Raw genomic sequence first — 16303 nt, forward strand, 5'->3', positions numbered from 1 at the left:
TCATGCCACCGTGCGGGAACCCGTTATTCTTAGACTGGTTCGAAGGGCGGCAGCTCCCACGCTGCTGGTCAGGCCCCAAGACTTGGCCGGGCCTGGTTCGCCGCCAGTGAGGTGGGCCCACAGCAATTGTCCAAATCCGCGTGGAGCCAGCTGCAGAAAGTTTTATCTTTCCCGGCTGGGAACAGCCGGACGCGCGGCAAGTTCGGGCGAACGCAGCCATAGTCCCTTTGCTGCTGGCCACGCGGGCAGCTTGGCCGGCCCGCGCCTTCTGGGGCGCGGGCCACGCCTGTCGACGGATCTTCCGCACTTTGCCGACTGGGCATGTAGAGTCAGGTCTTCTGGCATGGAGTGCCTGGGAGCCCGCGACGATCCTCGAATTCCCAACGAAACCAGCACGCTCGCCGGCGGTCGACGAGTTTGTCGGCGGCGTGGGGGCGAGTCGGACGAGGCAATCAGCCCGCACCGCAGAAATCAGATCTTCTCAAAAGCACCGATTCGCGCGATCAACACGAAGCCTTACTCAGACGGTGCATCATCATGAACGTCATCGCAGTCAGTCTCGTATCGCTCGTTCTGGCAATCGCGTGCGTTCTCGTCCACTACGAGGCCTTCAAAATGGTCGCAAGCTCTGCCCGGTCAGCCGAGGTCGGCGGATTTCCGAGCCGAGGACGATTGCTGATCGTTATCTTTGGAGCGCTTGCCGCGCATACTGTCGAGATTACATTCTACGGTTTCGTCTTCTGGGGCCTCCATAGCTACGGGCTATTGGGCGAAATCGTCGGCAAAATCCCCGATGGCTGGATCGACTTCCTGTATTTCTCCATCACCAACTATACAACGCTGGGCGTCGGTGACATCAGGGCCGAGGGTCCGATGCGACTGATTGCCTCCTCTGAGGCGCTCACCGGTCTGGTGCTATTAAGCTGGACGGCCTCGTTCACTTACCTCTCCATGGAGAATTTTTGGAAGAGGAGGTAGAGAGCGGAAAGCGTCGCGGTCGGATTCGATCGGGAGGCAACAACCAATCCGCGGTGTCCTTGATCAACCCTGGCTGCAGGAGGAATGACGTCGCCAGCAGGAATTCAGTCAGCCCATGAATGGCGAGCGGCTTTGGTGCCGTTTCTCTTGGGATTGTGAGGTGTTTCGAGCTTGCCGTTGGCGACGTTATCTTTCCTTCCGCCTTCCCCACTTTGCCTGCCGGTTTCCGGTGATTGAGCGCGGGCAACTGCGGCCTTAGAGGTAGACCGGATGTCTTCGACTTCGGCCGCCGCTAAATGGTCTATCCCGATGAAGCTGTTCTCGCCCGTACTCACGCGCACCAGCTCGTCAAGCTTTGCCTGGACCGCTGCCCCATCTCGATTCTGCGTATTCTGGATCAGGAAAACCATCAGGAAGGTGACAATCGTCGTCGAGGTGTTGATGATGAGCTGCCAGGTTTCCGAAAAACCGAGGAAAGGGCCAGAGAAACCCCAGACCGCGATCAAAGCCATGCAAAGGGTGAAGGTGATCGGCCGGCCTGCCCCGCGAGCGACAGCGTCAGCGATCCTTCCGAATGTCTTTTCTATTCACCGCCCCCGGCCCAACCGCCGAATGAACTGACCCCCGAACGTTGTGTCCAACTTTACGGGGTCAGTTCAGAAGCGGGGTTCTTTTGCCTCAACGGCCAGCCGCATTTTTCTTAGCGGCCGATTTGGGCTGACTAGATTTAGCCCTGGAAGCAGAGTCCTTTGAGTGGGCTGCCATAGCGGGTGCAGCTCCAGTTTTTTTTGCCGCGCTCGCCTTCGCAGTCGCTGCTTTCTTTGTAGCCTTCTTACGGGCGGGCTTCTTCGCAGGCACCTTCTTCGCGGCTTCCTCGTTCGAAGAGAAAATGCCGGTGATGCTACCGATGATGGACACAGCGCTACCCTCCGTTGAACTCGACCGTCAATGCGCATCGGCACGAAACGGTTCCATTAGGTGGCGCGCTTGATATCTGTGATCGCGCCGGCTTGATCAATCGCTCAAACGGCGCCTACCGAGCCTTGGTCTCTGAGACAGGGGTGCCGAGGACTTTAAGACTGTCCTCAACTGCCTGACGAGGGAACGGCCTTGTAACTGGCTCAAGTCGTAACCCTCCGATTTCAGCTGACGACGGAGGCTTTCCACATCGCTTAGCTTGCCAGACCGGGCCAGTTCAAACGCGCGTTCGAGGGTCGTTGTGTTCGGTTTCATACGTCACAAATCTAGATTTCCTGCAAGACGGCAGTTCGGCAGAAGACGATGCAGCGCCTATTTCCGCCAACTCGGGATTGAGCGCCAATCCGGGAACCCAGCGTCATGGTGCACGATGGCGTCGAACATCGCTTCATAAACGCTGCCAATCTCTTCCTCGATTCGGTGCTGCTGATCCCAACTGCCTTCGCGTCGGCAAAGAGCTCCTGAATAGCCTCCGCAACCGAAATCACGTTTGAACTGGCAAGCCCAGACAGGTTGCTGCCTGGCCACTTGTCAAGAAAATCGACTCCGCGCGTGCTCATGCCTAAACAAGCCGGCCGCGCATATTAAGTTCCGCTTAAGTCCGGCCCACTCAGTTGGAGGCGCCCAGCCTAAAAATCTCAAGCTTCTCGCTGGAAGTACCTTCTGACCGCATCGCTCGCATGTGAATATCGCAAGGGACTTTACCCAGGAGCCCTCCCTAACCAGCTTGGCTCTGCAGCTCGGACACTGCAGGGTCAAATCCTGTCGAGCAGGTGATTAGATAAGCCAGGCCCCATGACGAAGCTTTCAGACCGTCCATCAAGCGCAAGCCGCAGGAGCTCTCCGACGAGGGTGACCAATTTCTATAAGTGCAACATCTGCGGACAGTCGATGGACGTGCACGATCTGCGTCAGGTGATCGGGCACGAGCAGCCGAGGCATGAGCGGCTGAATTCCGAAGCCTCAAACGCTCCTGAAAAGCAAAAAGCCCGCCGGCCGGAGCCAGCGGGCCTCTTCGTAGCAACGCGACTCGTTAGCCGGGCGAAGTGAGGATGATAACCGACGGCGGGATCGCGGCCGTAACAGCGGACAAACGCTCACGCCTGGTCAGAACAGGCTTCCCGTAGGTTTTCTTCATGGCGGTGCTCCTCGCTTTACCTGCGCGGCGGCAAAATTTGCCTTGCTCAAGCGAGTCTGGTCAGCCGCCTGCGACACCAGTTCGGCGCCGAGCAAGGGCCGTTCTGTAATAAAATTCGAAGCGACTGCAACCAATCTCACTCTGTGAAGTTTTGAAGACCTTGTGACCGTGAAAGAGGGGTTGATCTTGGCTGCTTTCCTACCTGTGCAGATTAAGTTTGTGAACTTCGAAACCAGTGCCATCTCGTCGGTGGCCGAAGCCAGAGCGGCAATGAATGGGGCGTGGAAGAACAAGGAAATGCATTCCTATCGACAGGCGTTGCGTTTGCTCGATGAGGCTCAGGCAGGCACTTGCCGGCAATCCATCGCGTTCGAGGCCTTTGTCAAAGCCGCAAGAGATCAGGACATGGTTGTTTCAGGCCAGCCAAGCAAGGGCCTCAGCCTCCTAGACGCGCTGACAAGCTCGATCTACGGCTAGGATCGCCAGCCGCCGTACTCGGTTTGAGCAGCAAGCGCCGCAGCGCGTCCAGCCCTGCAACTGCAAGCCGCCCGTGCCCCTCGGTGGAAAAGCGCGGGCCGACCAAGTTTGCACTTGGCCAACAGCGCAAAGGAACATCGGGAGAGCGCTGCGTTCGCATTTGTTCAGGCTGTCCCCGCGCATAGCAAAAAACCTGCCGCGTTCGGCAGCGTGCCGGGGCGGCTATTTCGACTCCACGCCCGGCTCAGGCTGAATGTCGATCGTGTCGCCATTTCCGTGCACGGCATCACGGTCCCAGCCGTTCGTCTTCTCGGGCGTTTTGACGACGGCTTCCCGGGTGTCCCGGCCTTTGTCCTTTCTGGGCCCTGGACCTGGCACATCGCGTGATGACTTTGGTTCCACATGCGCCTCCTTTTTTCAATCCATAAACAAGGTCGAGAGCTCGGGTTCCAACATTAGGAAAGCCCGCTGTCTTGGGAGAGTGCAGCGGGCCATTTCGCTAGGAGTTGAGGGAACATCTCCTCGTTGCGGAGATAACAGGCCAATGACGGTTTGGTTCCCAGCCGTTCACCCCCCTCGCAGCACGCCCCAGATAAGTGCGGTCAAACGCACCAAGCAGCCTTCGGCTACCTTTTCGCCAGCAAGAGCGCTTCGCGCACCAGCGATGGCAGACTGCCTAGCCCGAGCAAGTCGATAAGCTCGCGTGCTTGGCTGAGGGTGATGCCGGTTTTGTCCACAAGCCAGCTGGCGTGCTTTTCCTTGGTGGCTTGGATCAGGATTTTCGATTCATCGAGGCATTCATGGCAAATGCTCCATGGCGAAAACGAAACGTAACCCTTGTGAAGCAGCTCGCAAGCCAGCGTAGTGAAATGGTACGAATCAGACAAATCGGCCTTGCCGTTCGCCGTTAAACGAAGTGCGATGGCTAGCTAAGGACTGCCGCCTATTCGGCAGGATCGCCAGGAACCGCGTCGTGAACTTCCGTAACGATGTGGCCTTTCGGCTCGCCAGCCAAATACTGGACGTGAACGTCAACGACAAAGGTGCTTGTCATCGGGTTTGCATCTCTGGTGATCTGGCCTTTGGGGTCGGTAATGGAGGACTTCCGAAACAAGACCGGTAGAGCTTTAGGGCGCTTGTGGCGAGGAAGAGTTGCGTCCTTTCCGTCAGCAACTTGCCAACTACCCGGGACCTGAGCCCGTTGGCCGGGCCAGCTAAGAAATGCAAAAAAGCCCCGCCCCCTCTCGGCAGCGGGCAAGTTCTAGACTGTGCTGGGATCAAGCAGCGTAGGTCAACGAATGACCACAGCGTTGGTTGCGGATGGAGTGACTATATGGCCGCCGAACCTAAGTCCTGAACTGCCGTTTTCTGGAAGCGGTCGTTTATGCTTCTTTGCTCGGCTCATCCCCGAATACCTTGCTGTTTTGGCCAGGATCGCATTCGCGATATGGCTCATGGTCCGTAATTGGCCAACCGATACAATGATCTGATCCCCTCAGCATAGGTCAGGGCAGCTCCCATAGCCCGTCGTCCCGGTGGCAGCGCGGGCGTCCCAAACCGATGAAGCCGGCGGGTCTATTGAGCAGCGCTTGGAACACGGTAACATTAGCTCAGGAATAAACGGGGGACGCAGGTGCTACCTTCATCAGGGCTGGAACGGCTGAACGCATTTTCCGATGGCGTGTTCGCAGTTCTGATAACTGTTCTAGTTTTGGATTTGCGCCCGCCGGAAGTGCCGACCTTCAAGGCCCTTCTGGCGTCGTGGGAAACCTTGCTTAGCTACGCTGTGAGTTATCTCTTCATAGCCATCGTCTGGGCGAACCACCATCATCTCTTGCGCCACGCGAAAGAGAGCACGGCGTCCTTGATGTGGTACAATTTCGCGCATCTGTTCTCAGTCTCGCTGCTCCCCCTGGCCACGGCATGGATGGCTGTAAGTGAGTTGGCACCGCAGCCGGTCGCCTTCTATGCGACCGTGTTTTTCCTGGTTAACCTGACATATCTGTTGTTGATCCGCGAGCTCATTGATCCGATCCCCGAGAACGAGGTGTCGCCAGAAGTGCGGCGGCTCATGCGCCTGCGTGCCGTGATTACGCTCAGCCTTTTTGGGCTCGCAGCTATCCTGGCATTGAACTACCCAATCGTCGGACTGGGGATCTGTATTTGTTGCCTGGCAGTCTATCTCAAGCCCCAGGCGCGGGGCTGACAAGGTACGGCCAGAATCCGGCGTATTGTGCGGCGTGGCGGCGGGGCCGAGCACATCGAGGCTTGACCGTCCCGAACGAGCCATTCCGAGCATGTCCGCACTTGTCTGAGGATAGCCGTCTTGGCGCTTCGCTCGGTTTCCATCGTTGCTAACGCTGAACGCCACCCTTCAGGCGACTTGGGCTCTCTTGCGACGCCTATGCATTTAGCAATCTCGCGCGTCCGAACAATGCCGAAGTGGTCCATTCACTCGATCCTTCACCGGCCAATTCCGCGTTTCGATGACATCAGGGTTGAAACTGCGCTCGTCGTGAGAGACGGAGCTTTTGTCACGTGCTCTGGCGGCTTCGCGGCCTTCGATATGATGATCGACACCATCGAGAAGGAAGCCGGTCTTGAGCTGGCAGGCGCCGTCTGTCGGTACATGAGCACGGACCACGCACGCGAGGGAGGCTCCTCCCCTGCCATGCCCGCTAGTCTGCGACTGGCCGGAACCAGTGCCAAGTTAATCGAGGCCATTCGGCTGATGGAGGGCAATCTCGAGCAAACTATTGAACGCGATAGCGACCAAGATCGGTACATCGCGCCGACAGCTGGAGCGCCTGTTTCACAGCTATCTATCAACCACCCCCAGCCGCCACTATTTGAACCTTCGCCTCTCGCGCGCGCGTCAGCTGCTAGACACCACCGATCTTCGAATCCTTGAGATTGCCATTGCCTGCGGCTTCGAATCGCCGTCGCACTTTCGAAGAGTTTTCGTGACCATTTCGGAGAAGCTCCGAACTCTGTTCGGATAGCGCCATAGGTGCGGTCGCTGCTCTTGAAACTGCGATCGATGCTGGACACGAGGATGTCGTCGCTCGATCTGGTGGTGGCGACCGGCTATCTCACCCGACTTTTGGAAAATGCGCGAGTGGTCCGATACCTGGCGCATAATTTCCCGGAAACACTTTCAGAATTTCAAAAAATGACAGAGCCAAACCAGTCCGCGCGTTAGGCCGCGGCCCTTGAACGTCGAGAACTCCCGGAAAATCGAGAGTCCTCATGCCGGAAACAGGTTGCCATTCAGTTCGCGACAGAACCGGAAATTCAGCCGTGCCGAGACCGCTTCTGTTCGTTCAGGGCGGGAGCGAAACGCGCATGACGAGTGGGGACAGCAAACTGGTCGGAAAGGGGCTCTGCCTATTTTCATATTGGTCAAGATAGAAAAATAGGCTAATTGGATCTCGCGAAGGACCATGTTGGCGGCCTGCGCCTCACGCCGCCCAGGGCGCACCAGCGGTCGGTTATCAACGAGGTTGAGAAGGCCATTGTCGCTTTCGGCTAAGCTAGGATGCACGACCGGTGGAGGCTGCCAACCTCGGGTGGTGCGGGCATCGGGTCCGACATTGATGGGAAGAATTGGGATTCTGTTTTGGAATAACGAGTTCAAAGATTTCCGCTCACTCCCGAATATGGGCTGCGGTAACATCTATGTTCCTAAAGGCGAATGGCAGGCTGCAACAGCGGACGTGATCGAGCTGATCGGACAGTCTGTTCTGTCGGCGTACCAGGCTTGTCGCGCCGAGCGTGACCGGATGCCACGCTGTAAGGCGGCCTAAGCGTGAAAGAAACGCGCATTCGAGTCCGTGCAGGATGGGAGTGGATCGACTGGCGCGAATTGTGGCAATCACGGGACCTTGTCATGCTGCTCGTACGCCGCGACCTCGTCACCAAATACGCTCAGACGATGCTAGGGCCGCTTTGGTTCGCCATCCAGCCGATTGTGATGGCAATCGTCCTGTCGGTCGCTATAAACGGCGGTGCCGGTGTCGCGACGGAAGGCGTCCCGCCGTTTCTCTTCAATCTCTGCAGCCTCGCGCCTTGGTTTTATTTCTCCCAGACCTTCGGCTCGGTCGGGGCCACATTCGTCAACAACGCCGACCTGTTCCAGAAGGTCTATTTTCCTCGCAGCTCAGTTCCGTTGGCCGTGGGTCTGTCGAACCTGGTCGCACTGGCCATTCAGACTAGCCTTTTCTTAATTGTTCTAATCACTTACCACGTCAGCGGGGTGTGGACATCGCACTCCTGGCGGATCATCCTCATTCCTGTCCTATTCGTCGAACTCGTCGTTTTCACGCTGGGGGCAGGCCTTTGTGTGGCCTCGCTTGCGGCACGCTATCGTGATCTCGTCCACGCCATGCAATACGTGCTCCTGATCGCCATGTTCGCCTCCTTGGTATTCGTGCCGTTGTCTAGCCTCCCGGCTCACCTTCGCTGGCTCCCCTGGTTCAACCCCCTTGCCGTGATCGTCGAGAACATGAGGTCGCTCGCACTCAATACCCCAGCTGTATCGGCAATTCAGTCGGCCGTGTCGGTAGCGATCAGCTTAGGCCTGTTTCTGGTGGGGCTTCTCGCCTTCGAGAGAGCATCCCGCACTGCGGTCGATTTGGCCTGACCGAGACAGATCCCATGAATCCAGCGATCGAGATCAAGAACCTGTCCAAGCGGTACGATTTGCATCCTCGACCGACATCGCTGCGTGAGAGTGTCGGAGCGTGGCTTGGCCGGGGCGAAGCGTCCGAGGCGCAGGGCACGCAATACTGGGCACTTCGCGGCGTGTCGCTGTCGATCGAGGCGGGCGAAGTCGTCGGCCTCATAGGCCTCAACGGGGCAGGCAAGTCAACTCTCCTCAAGATTCTCTCGCGCATTACAGATCCGTCGGCGGGAGAAGTCCGCATCCGCGGCCGCGTGGGCGCCCTGCTCGAGGTTGGTGCCGGCTTTCACGGGGACCTTACCGGACGGGACAATATCTACCTGAGCGGCGCCATTCTCGGCATGTCGAAGGCGGAACTGGACAGGCGCTTTGAGGAGATCGTCGCCTTCGCTGAGATAGAGCGCTTTCTCGATGTACCTGTAAAACGCTATTCGAGTGGTATGTTCGTTCGCTTGGCCTTCGCGGTGGCCGTCCACCTCGATCCGGATATTCTCATTCTCGACGAGGTCTTGTCGGTTGGGGACTCGCGCTTCCAACGCAAGTCCCTGTCCAAGATCGAAAGCCTCGTTACGAAGGGGGGGAGAACGGTGCTTCTGGTGAGCCATAACATGGATACGGTCAATCGGCTGTGTTCCCGCTGCCTTTGGCTCGAATCCGGATCAGTGAAGGCCCTCGGCGAAACGCGAGAGGTCGTGACGTCTTATCTCGCCTCGGCGGGTGACTTCGCGGGATCGAGCAATCGAATTGATGTTACCGCGGCACCTCGGACCGGCAATGGCAAAGCCCGCTTCCTCGGCATCTCCATCGATAGTGGGAACCCTTCTTCGTCGGGTCAGATCTGCACCGATGGGCCGGCCCGTTGCACGCTTGACATTGAAGCTGAAGACGACATCGACGTGGACAGTCTTGCCGTGGTTATCAATAGCCTTTCGGGCCTGAAACTGGTCAATGCAGATACAGCATTACTGGGGAATGCCTGCCGGCTGCGCGCTGGCCAGAACCGCGTGACTGTCACGATCGATCAGTTGCATTTGCTGCCGGGAACGTACGGCCTCGAACTCTGGATGGGACAAAGATCAGGTGACTACCTTGCAGGTGACATCCTGGATCACGTCCACCACGCCTGCCGGGTCGAGGTCCTTAGGCCGGGCGGACCTGATGGAAGGGTTCTTCCCGCGGAAGGCCTAATCCCCTGCGTCTACAAGTTCGAGGTCGAAACTTGACGGGAAGAACGACTTATTGCGCCAACCAGCGATCGATTGCAGGCTAGTCGCCCGATGCCGGCCCAAATTCCTAGGGCGAAATACAGATTGATGAATGAAGGCCGCCGATCGCGACCGCTGATCCGATCGAGTATCACGGCGTGTGCGGCATGAAGCGTCTGACGTAACGCGGAGCGGACGTATTGCCCAACGCAGGATGCAAAACCTCTCTCCCAGACCAAGGCGTCCACAAGTACCTGCGAGATGCCAAGGCCGAACGCCAGCCGTTTTAGGTAACTTGGCGTGGTCCGGAAGGCGGGGATAATGTGATCAATTACGCAATCGGGCGTGTACCATAGATCCCACCCGCACGCTGAAATCCGAAGGCTGATCTCCGTGTCGCCCCCCGAAACAAGCCTTCGCCCAATGCGGTCAGCGAGAAAAGGCGTTTCGATCCAGCCTGTTTGATCGAGGGCGGCGCGGCGCAGGACGATCCCGGCTCCGACCAGCCCCCAAATCCGGCATGCTTCGAGCCCATGGTCCTGGCAGGCCAAAGTCCAGCCCACGGCTTTGGGAAGCGGCTCGGCGCCGTTCTCCCAGTAGGGCCTGACAACCCCGCCGAAGGCTCCGCACCGCGGATGTGCATCAGCGAAAGCTATTGCGTTCGCCAGCCAGCTTTCATCGAGCAGGCAGTCATCGTCGACCAAGGCCAGCCACTCACCGGCCGTTTCCCTGACGCCGCGCTGGCGCGCAGGCGTCAATCCCTGCTGGCGTTCTCTCACGACACTCAGCTGTCCTATCCGCTTGGCGTTCTTGTGGCGCTCAACAACAAGCTGGGTGTCATCTGTGCAATTGTTGTCAACAACGAGCACTTCCCAAGATCGATCACGGCAGTATTGCCGCGCCAAACGATCCAGAGTTCGATCGAGAACAGACGAATTATTGTACGTACAAATAACGACGCTAACTTTGAATTTACCGCTCAAGATGAACTCCTTCTATTGGAATTGCCGCGCAAGCGACTTGTCGACGGGCTGCTGACAAGCTTACCCAGGCCCTATGGAGTGTCGATCGGTGTTGTATCATTTACAGAGGCTTCGCGCGCGCTCGCCTGCATCCTGATCCCCGGCATCGCAAATTGACCAGGGCGGCCTCTATGGCATAGCCAAAATGACAGTGGGAATTTCCATGGCCTTCCTATGGGCGTACCATTTTCCTAAGGCGCGGTCACTCGCCAGGTTACGACGGTCTTGCGCCCCGCGACTGACACTCCTAACATCGGTTTCAAATCACGTCGAAACGTGATCGGCCGAGTTCGCACATCTTGGAGCTAGGTCGATGACCAAGGTACGCCGCTCACCGCTTAGAGCCGCAGTCCAGTAGCGCGAAGCCAAGGCGTGAAACCTCTTGGCAGGACCCGACGGTATGTGATGCCTGAGAGCGCCCGGGGAGTTCGCTACGCAAAATGCAGGATGTTTGCCCATCGCATCTTGCCAGAAATTGTCAAGAGACGATTGAGGCGGCTAATGAGATATGGGCCGCCTGGCGTCGGAAAGGTGCGCTTCGGCGACTTCGGGCGGACTGATCCGGTCAGCCGAGATTTCGGGTATGATCGCGGAACACCAATTGATCGGATCTACATCGAGAGATTTCTGGCGGAACACGCGTCAAGTATCCACGGTAGAACGCTTGAAGTCGTCGATGACGATTACACGGCTCGCTTCGGAGGACCGAAAACGACACAGCGTGATATCGTCGACTTGCGTCCTGAAAACACTCGAGCGACGATCGTCGGCGACCTCACGAACCTGAGCGCAGAGTGGAACGATAAGTTCGATGCGATCGTACTGACCCAAACCCTGCATCTCATCTTTGATCTGCAGGGGGCCGTTTCTGCGCTGTTCCGGCTCCTCAAGAGCGGCGGAACCGTGCTTGTGACGGTGCCAGGCCTGACGCCCATTGATCATCATCAGGAATATGAAACGTGGTATTGGTCGCTGACGGAAGCTTCAGCTCGCCGATTGTTCTCGGATGTCTTTGGGGCGAACTCGACGCATATTGCTGTCTACGGGAACGTCTGCTCTGCGGTATGCTTTCTCGAAGGTATTGCCGCGGAAGAGCTCAAGCCAGAAATGCTGCACGAGCGGGACCATCACTTTCCTGTCACCATCGGGATATGCGCCACAAAGGGCTAATAGGATGGCTTGGACGCTCAAGACAAAGCTGCAGGGCGTTTTGCGTCGCCATGCCTTGAAGCCGGTGATCCTGATGTACCATCGCATCGCGGCAACGGACTTGGATCCCTGGGAACTCGCCGTTTCGCCAACCAATTTCGAGAAGCAGGTCCTGGACCTCGGAAAGACGAGACGTGTGCTGCCGTTGCTAGAGTTCGCATCGAGGCACATTGAAGGAAGCCTTCCACCTGACGCTGCAGCCATTACTTTCGACGACGGCTACGCGTGCAATGCCTTAATCGCGGCGCCTATCCTGGAAACGCTCGGTCTTCCAGCTACGTTCTTTCTGGCAACGTCCATGCTCGGCAAAACCGACGAGTTCTGGAACGATGCTCTCGAACGGGTTATCTTCGATCCTAGGGCAGCAGGACCAGCCTCCATGGTCGTCGCCGGTCGCGAGGCTCATGTTGATCTGGGTGAACACGCCGATGATTACCAATTGGGCCGAGGGTGGCGAGCTATGCAGGAGCCGCCTCGAACTGCGCGCGAGCACGCTTATCTCAAGCTTTGGGAAGTTCTGAAGCCGGTCTCACTTGATGTGCAATACCAAGCAATCGAATCACTCGCTCGCCAGGTCGGCAGTGACTTGGCGCCTCGAACCAGCCACCGACCTATGACGATTGATGAAGCCCGACTGCTCTCGCGAAGGTCGCGCTTGGACATTTCAGGTCACACAGAAACCCACGTCTCTCTCCCATTGTGGGATCGGCACATCCAGCTGAAGGAGATCCAACAAAGTCGCCGGACGTGCGAGGACCTGTCGTGCCGCCCATGTCCCACATTCGCCTACCCCTATGGCGACTATTCCGACCTGACCATCGAATGCGCAATAGAGTCGGGGCTGGTCTGCGCCGTGTCGGCCTACCCCAGAACTGTGGCGAACACAGACCTCCCTCTGGTGCTGCCGCGGATCATGATGACAAACGAGAGCATTGTTGGACATCTCGGGGCAAATTGATGCACAAGCCCATGTTCGGCAGCGCGGTCGCAGCGTTATTGTTCAGCTCGTGAGCCGGCCTTCAAGTCGGGGCGAGATCTTGCCTGTCTCGACGATCGGAAGCACGAAAGCCTGCGCCACCAAAGCTTGGCAGATCTGCTTCTTGAGCAAAGGGCCCACCGAGCGCTCTCGTATAAGCCTAGCCAAAGCTGAGATAAGTTCCTTCTGAACGACTAAATGAGTAGCCGTTCCAAAAATTATCGAAAAAGGAAATATTTTTAAGTAATTCAACAATACTTCTCGCAAGTACCGATCGATGATCATCTCCCTAACACGGCCATTGGAGAAACTCTGGTCGACGAGGACTTCCAACTGCCCGACATCGCCTCGATCGGAACGAACGACGGCAATGAAAGACCTGATATCTGGGCCAAGATCGATCTGCGGAATGGCCCCGGGAATTCGGACAATCCGCGAGGCCACACTTCCAACAACGCCTATGCTGTCGGACGCATTAGCGGTAGCGGCGAGACGTTCTGTATGGTCCAGCACTTCGGTCACGAAAGAAGGCCCACAGCGGGCAATCGTGCCAATTCTCTGTATGAACTCTTGAAGGTGAGGTTTCAGTGTAGGCCAGCAGCCTTCCCAATTGGGTCTGAAGTCGCCTAATCCGATGGGAATGGCGTCGAACAAAGCCGCTCCGATATCAGAAGCTGACAAGGGCTCGGCAGGAAGAGCTTGCATCCCCCTCAGGATGCCCTGAGTTGAGTGCTTGCGTGCGACTGCAAGACCCGCCAGCCAACTGGCAAAGCGATATGCCGCAGCGGGGAACTCTGCAGGCGATACGCCTTCGGCATACATGGGATGGGGTCTGGGAACTCGGGGATCGGGGCCGTGCCCACGGGCGATGACGATGAGACCGTCTCGAAACTCCTGCTCGTAGAAGGTACTGAGCGAGGATTCTGTTTGTCGGTAAAAGGCCACGAAGTCATCAACGCCCATGCAGCGGGCGCCAGACCGGATGACACGTTGCCAGAGATCCCAGTCTGCGCAGCCCATCAATGTTTCATCAAAACCGCCAAGCTCGTGAAAGGTCGAGTTTTTCAAAATGCATGCGTGGACCATAAACGTGGCCGTTGATGCAAGGCGATGGAATAAGTCGCCCCCGGGAAGGTGCACCTGCGATGGATCCTGGCTGTGGTCCCCGCACACGCGAAGGCCTAAGGCGTGCACAAGGTGCACATCCTGGCCGGCAGCGCGCAATAGCGAGCCAAGGGCATTAGGAGCAAGCCAGTCGTCGCTGTCGAGAAAAAGCAGCCAATCTGCCTTTGCTTTTGCCGCTCCCGTGTTTCTGGCCGAAGCAGCACCTTGCTGCGTCTGCAACCAGACCGAAATTCTGGCGTCTTGGGACGCGAGATTCTGAAGCACGGCGGGTGTTTCATCGGTAGACCCATCGTCAACGAGAATGGCTTCCCAGTCGGCGACGGATTGCGCCTTAAGTGAAGCCACTGCTTCGAGGATTAGCATGGGTTGATTGTGGACGGGGATGACTATGGAAACCTGCGGCATAGTGGTCCTGTCCAAAGGCATCCAGGTGCTTCGTGACCTTTCGAGGATCGCGAACAGGATGGTGAGCGCGCCTTCGCGGCGGCAACCAAGCGGTAGAATGTTAACTTTTTCTGGGGGCGGTTCAAGATGGAAAAAGGCAGCCGACACCGTCAGCTTCCGCAGCAACGACCTGCTTTAGCAGGCCCGGTAGGGAGAGTGCGCCGTCAATCGATCGCTTCAGAATTTAAGGGCGACCGAGCCTAAACAACCAGATGGTTAGCCGCGTCGTTGACGTGGTGGTGCAGACAGTGTTCCTGACCGGCGCCGATCCGGCCATTTTCCCAACAACGGCGTTGCATCGTTGTCAATTGCCGAAGTGCCTTTTATTGGGATCAGTGACGGCTCTTCAATCTTCCGCTTACGTCCAATTTTCAGGGCTTCGATTTCGTCATCACGCCTCGCGATGCGGCTTTCCAAGTTTGCGATGCGCTCTGTCAAAAAGTAGCGGCCAACGATGAACCCTCCGCCTCCAAAAAGAGCTGCGAAAGTCATAAAGGCTATAGGGTTAGCGATCACCAGAGCCGCATTGGTCTGGAAGAAAGTGATCAGATCGTGCAATTTTGAACATCCTCTCAGTTCCGGGGAAGTCTGTGTATTTCCAGTCTCACCGGGCCACCTCGATCGCAGCTCGTGCAGAGAAGCGCCCGCTCAACGGTACTGAATAGCGCGTCCTTCCCGTATCGCCCGATCAGCGCAGCCGCCTTCACCTCGGCGTGATGGGAGCAAGTCTTGCACCACGCCCGCAGCTTGTGCCATTCGCGTAAGTCCCCGAGGGAGACGTCCAGACCGGCATGAATGCTTCCGTCAACAATTGCCCGTGGCGGGATCTTCACCTCCCCAGGCGTCAAGATTTTTTCCATGACATGCCGGCTGTTGTAGTGGATCAGCAGCGTGCCGGGTCGACGGCGAATTGCAGCCTGCCAGGCGGCTTGGCTGACTGTCGCATCCGGGGACGTTGAAATCGTTTCGAGATGGGTCTTTTCCTCCCTGTCCCAGACTTCGATGCGGAAATTGTCCTCGGCCGGATTCGCCATCAGGTCCGTCCCTTGTGCCAGCCGCGAGAGAAGCCGTTGGAAACTGCCGCGCGCGACAGCGCGAGCTCACGCTCGAGTTCAGTGTTCCTGGATAGAACGTGCAGCAGTGCGAGTACGGAGTCGCCGCCGGCTGCGGCGATGGCCGGCTGCGCCGCGGTTTCCAACTCCGACATAGCTTCGCCGCCCGGGCGTTCTGGCGCTTTCCCATAGCCTTTCCTGCTCATATGTCTTTCAGGAATAAGGAACATATTCCTGCCTCGTCAAGGCCGCTCTTGACTTTTTGTTCTCATTTCGTTCACTGTTGACCAGATTGGCCGCGGGAGGCGAGTTATGAGGCTTCAGCTGGAAATCAAAGGCGCTTCGCCGGAAGAGAAGCACCGCGGCATCGAAGCGGCCAAAGCTGTCCTTGCCGCAGCGGGAATATCCGCTGAAGAGGCAACGGATGGGATGTTCGCGCTCGAAAACTGGGACGATTCCAGCTTTGACGATGATGAAGCACCCACGGAGGACGAGGATGTGGCGGCGGCGATCTGGATGGGCGCCAACAAGGCGGCAATCATGGCGTGCTGCGCTGACTGGCCAAGTGATGCGGCGCCGGAGAACTATCAATTCCTTGAGTTGGTGGATTGATGTCCGACCACGGCCTGCCTTCCCAGAAAAAGCCGAAACTCATCGTTGTCGTGGCCTTCGACCGCGGCGAAGATGGCGAACTGTTCACGGCCTATGGCCCGACTGATCAGCAAAGCGAGGAGCGCGCGATCAGGACAGCCAAGGCGCTCGCTTCGACGCATGGCGGCGTGATCGCGTGGAGCCGAGATGCCGACCCTGCATTAGGCGATTACGGTCCGCCCACAACGCTGTTCGTCAGTGGCGATGTCCCAGACATGGAATAGGCGCCGCCGTGTCACGAGCTTTCGGGTCGCATAGTCTCCACTGAGAGCGCCCCGGCCGAAAGCGGCCGAGCGTGTGCGCCGATGTCAACTTGAGTTTCTTGATCTCGTCCGGCTCGATCTTGATGAAATGGTCCTTGTCCACC

16 protein-coding genes are annotated in these 16303 nt (G+C 57.6%); 11 read left to right on the top strand and 5 right to left on the bottom strand.

Translation table 11 applies throughout. The features are described from left to right. Nucleotides 1–537 precede the first annotated feature (537 nt). On the top strand, nt 538–978 hold the full coding sequence (locus FJW08_RS31695) for an ion channel (RefSeq protein ID WP_140813694.1): 441 nt from the start codon (nt 538–540) through the stop codon (nt 976–978). A 104-nt stretch (nt 979–1082) separates the two neighbouring features. Here FJW08_RS31695 and FJW08_RS31700 read toward each other — a convergent pair whose 3' ends face one another. After that, nucleotides 1083–1565: a low affinity iron permease family protein gene (locus FJW08_RS31700; RefSeq protein WP_140813695.1), complete on the bottom strand. Its 483-nt coding sequence runs from the start codon at nt 1563–1565 to the stop codon at nt 1083–1085. Between the two features lie 1691 nt (nt 1566–3256). Here FJW08_RS31700 and FJW08_RS31710 point away from each other — a divergent pair. The 8 genes from FJW08_RS31710 (at nt 3257) to FJW08_RS31760 (ending at nt 12646) form a co-directional block, all read left to right on the top strand. Continuing rightward, the gene (locus FJW08_RS31710; protein ID WP_140813696.1) at nt 3257–3571 is read left to right on the top strand and encodes a DUF982 domain-containing protein; all 315 of its coding nucleotides are present in this window, start codon (nt 3257–3259) and stop codon (nt 3569–3571) included. 1633 nt (nt 3572–5204) lie between these two features. Further along, entirely contained in the window at nt 5205–5777 is a 573-nt protein-coding gene (locus FJW08_RS31725) for a TMEM175 family protein (protein WP_140813699.1), read from the top strand. Nucleotides 5778–6626: 849 nt separating this feature from the next. Next, entirely contained in the window at nt 6627–6773 is a 147-nt protein-coding gene (locus FJW08_RS31735) for a plasmid partitioning protein RepB C-terminal domain-containing protein (RefSeq protein ID WP_246682680.1), read from the top strand. A gap of 606 nt (nt 6774–7379) precedes the next feature. Further along, on the top strand, nt 7380–8213 hold the full coding sequence (locus tag FJW08_RS31740; RefSeq protein ID WP_140813700.1) for an ABC transporter permease: 834 nt from the start codon (nt 7380–7382) through the stop codon (nt 8211–8213). 14 nt (nt 8214–8227) lie between these two features. Further along, on the top strand, nt 8228–9475 hold the full coding sequence (locus FJW08_RS31745) for an ABC transporter ATP-binding protein (protein ID WP_140765619.1): 1248 nt from the start codon (nt 8228–8230) through the stop codon (nt 9473–9475). A 443-nt stretch (nt 9476–9918) separates the two neighbouring features. Beyond that, nucleotides 9919–10596: a hypothetical protein gene (locus FJW08_RS33190; RefSeq protein ID WP_246682681.1), complete on the top strand. Its 678-nt coding sequence runs from the start codon at nt 9919–9921 to the stop codon at nt 10594–10596. Nucleotides 10597–11010: 414 nt separating this feature from the next. Next, on the top strand, nt 11011–11649 hold the full coding sequence (locus FJW08_RS31755; protein ID WP_181183105.1) for a class I SAM-dependent methyltransferase: 639 nt from the start codon (nt 11011–11013) through the stop codon (nt 11647–11649). A 4-nt stretch (nt 11650–11653) separates the two neighbouring features. Further along, on the top strand, nt 11654–12646 hold the full coding sequence (locus FJW08_RS31760; protein WP_181183106.1) for a polysaccharide deacetylase family protein: 993 nt from the start codon (nt 11654–11656) through the stop codon (nt 12644–12646). A gap of 42 nt (nt 12647–12688) precedes the next feature. On the opposite strand, the gene FJW08_RS31765 is transcribed toward FJW08_RS31760, so the two are convergent. The 4 genes from FJW08_RS31765 to FJW08_RS31780 all read right to left on the bottom strand — a co-directional run bounded on the left by FJW08_RS31765 (nt 12689) and on the right by FJW08_RS31780 (nt 15491). Then, the gene (locus FJW08_RS31765) at nt 12689–14341 is read right to left on the bottom strand and encodes a glycosyltransferase family 2 protein (protein ID WP_140813703.1); all 1653 of its coding nucleotides are present in this window, start codon (nt 14339–14341) and stop codon (nt 12689–12691) included. 108 nt (nt 14342–14449) lie between these two features. Beyond that, nucleotides 14450–14791, bottom strand: a complete 342-nt coding sequence (locus FJW08_RS31770) for a hypothetical protein (protein WP_140813704.1) — start codon at nt 14789–14791, stop codon at nt 14450–14452. A 14-nt stretch (nt 14792–14805) separates the two neighbouring features. After that, nucleotides 14806–15267: a hypothetical protein gene (locus FJW08_RS31775; protein WP_140764531.1), complete on the bottom strand. Its 462-nt coding sequence runs from the start codon at nt 15265–15267 to the stop codon at nt 14806–14808. After that, nucleotides 15267–15491, bottom strand: a complete 225-nt coding sequence (locus tag FJW08_RS31780) for a hypothetical protein (protein ID WP_140764533.1) — start codon at nt 15489–15491, stop codon at nt 15267–15269. The genes FJW08_RS31775 and FJW08_RS31780 overlap by 1 nt, the downstream gene beginning before the upstream one ends. A gap of 106 nt (nt 15492–15597) precedes the next feature. On the opposite strand from FJW08_RS31780, the gene FJW08_RS31785 reads away from it, so the two are divergent. Both FJW08_RS31785 and FJW08_RS31790 read left to right on the top strand, forming a co-directional pair. Beyond that, nucleotides 15598–15897 (top strand): hypothetical protein, encoded by a 300-nt coding sequence (locus FJW08_RS31785; RefSeq protein WP_140813705.1) that lies wholly within the window; start codon nt 15598–15600, stop codon nt 15895–15897. Further along, on the top strand, nt 15897–16160 hold the full coding sequence (locus FJW08_RS31790; protein ID WP_140764539.1) for a hypothetical protein: 264 nt from the start codon (nt 15897–15899) through the stop codon (nt 16158–16160). Before FJW08_RS31785 ends, FJW08_RS31790 begins: the two co-directional genes overlap by 1 nt. Nucleotides 16161–16303: the final 143 nt, after the last annotated feature.

Origin of the sequence: Mesorhizobium sp. B3-2-1 (assembly GCF_006439515.1) — a bacterium.
Classification (GTDB): Bacteria; Pseudomonadota; Alphaproteobacteria; order Rhizobiales; family Rhizobiaceae; genus Mesorhizobium.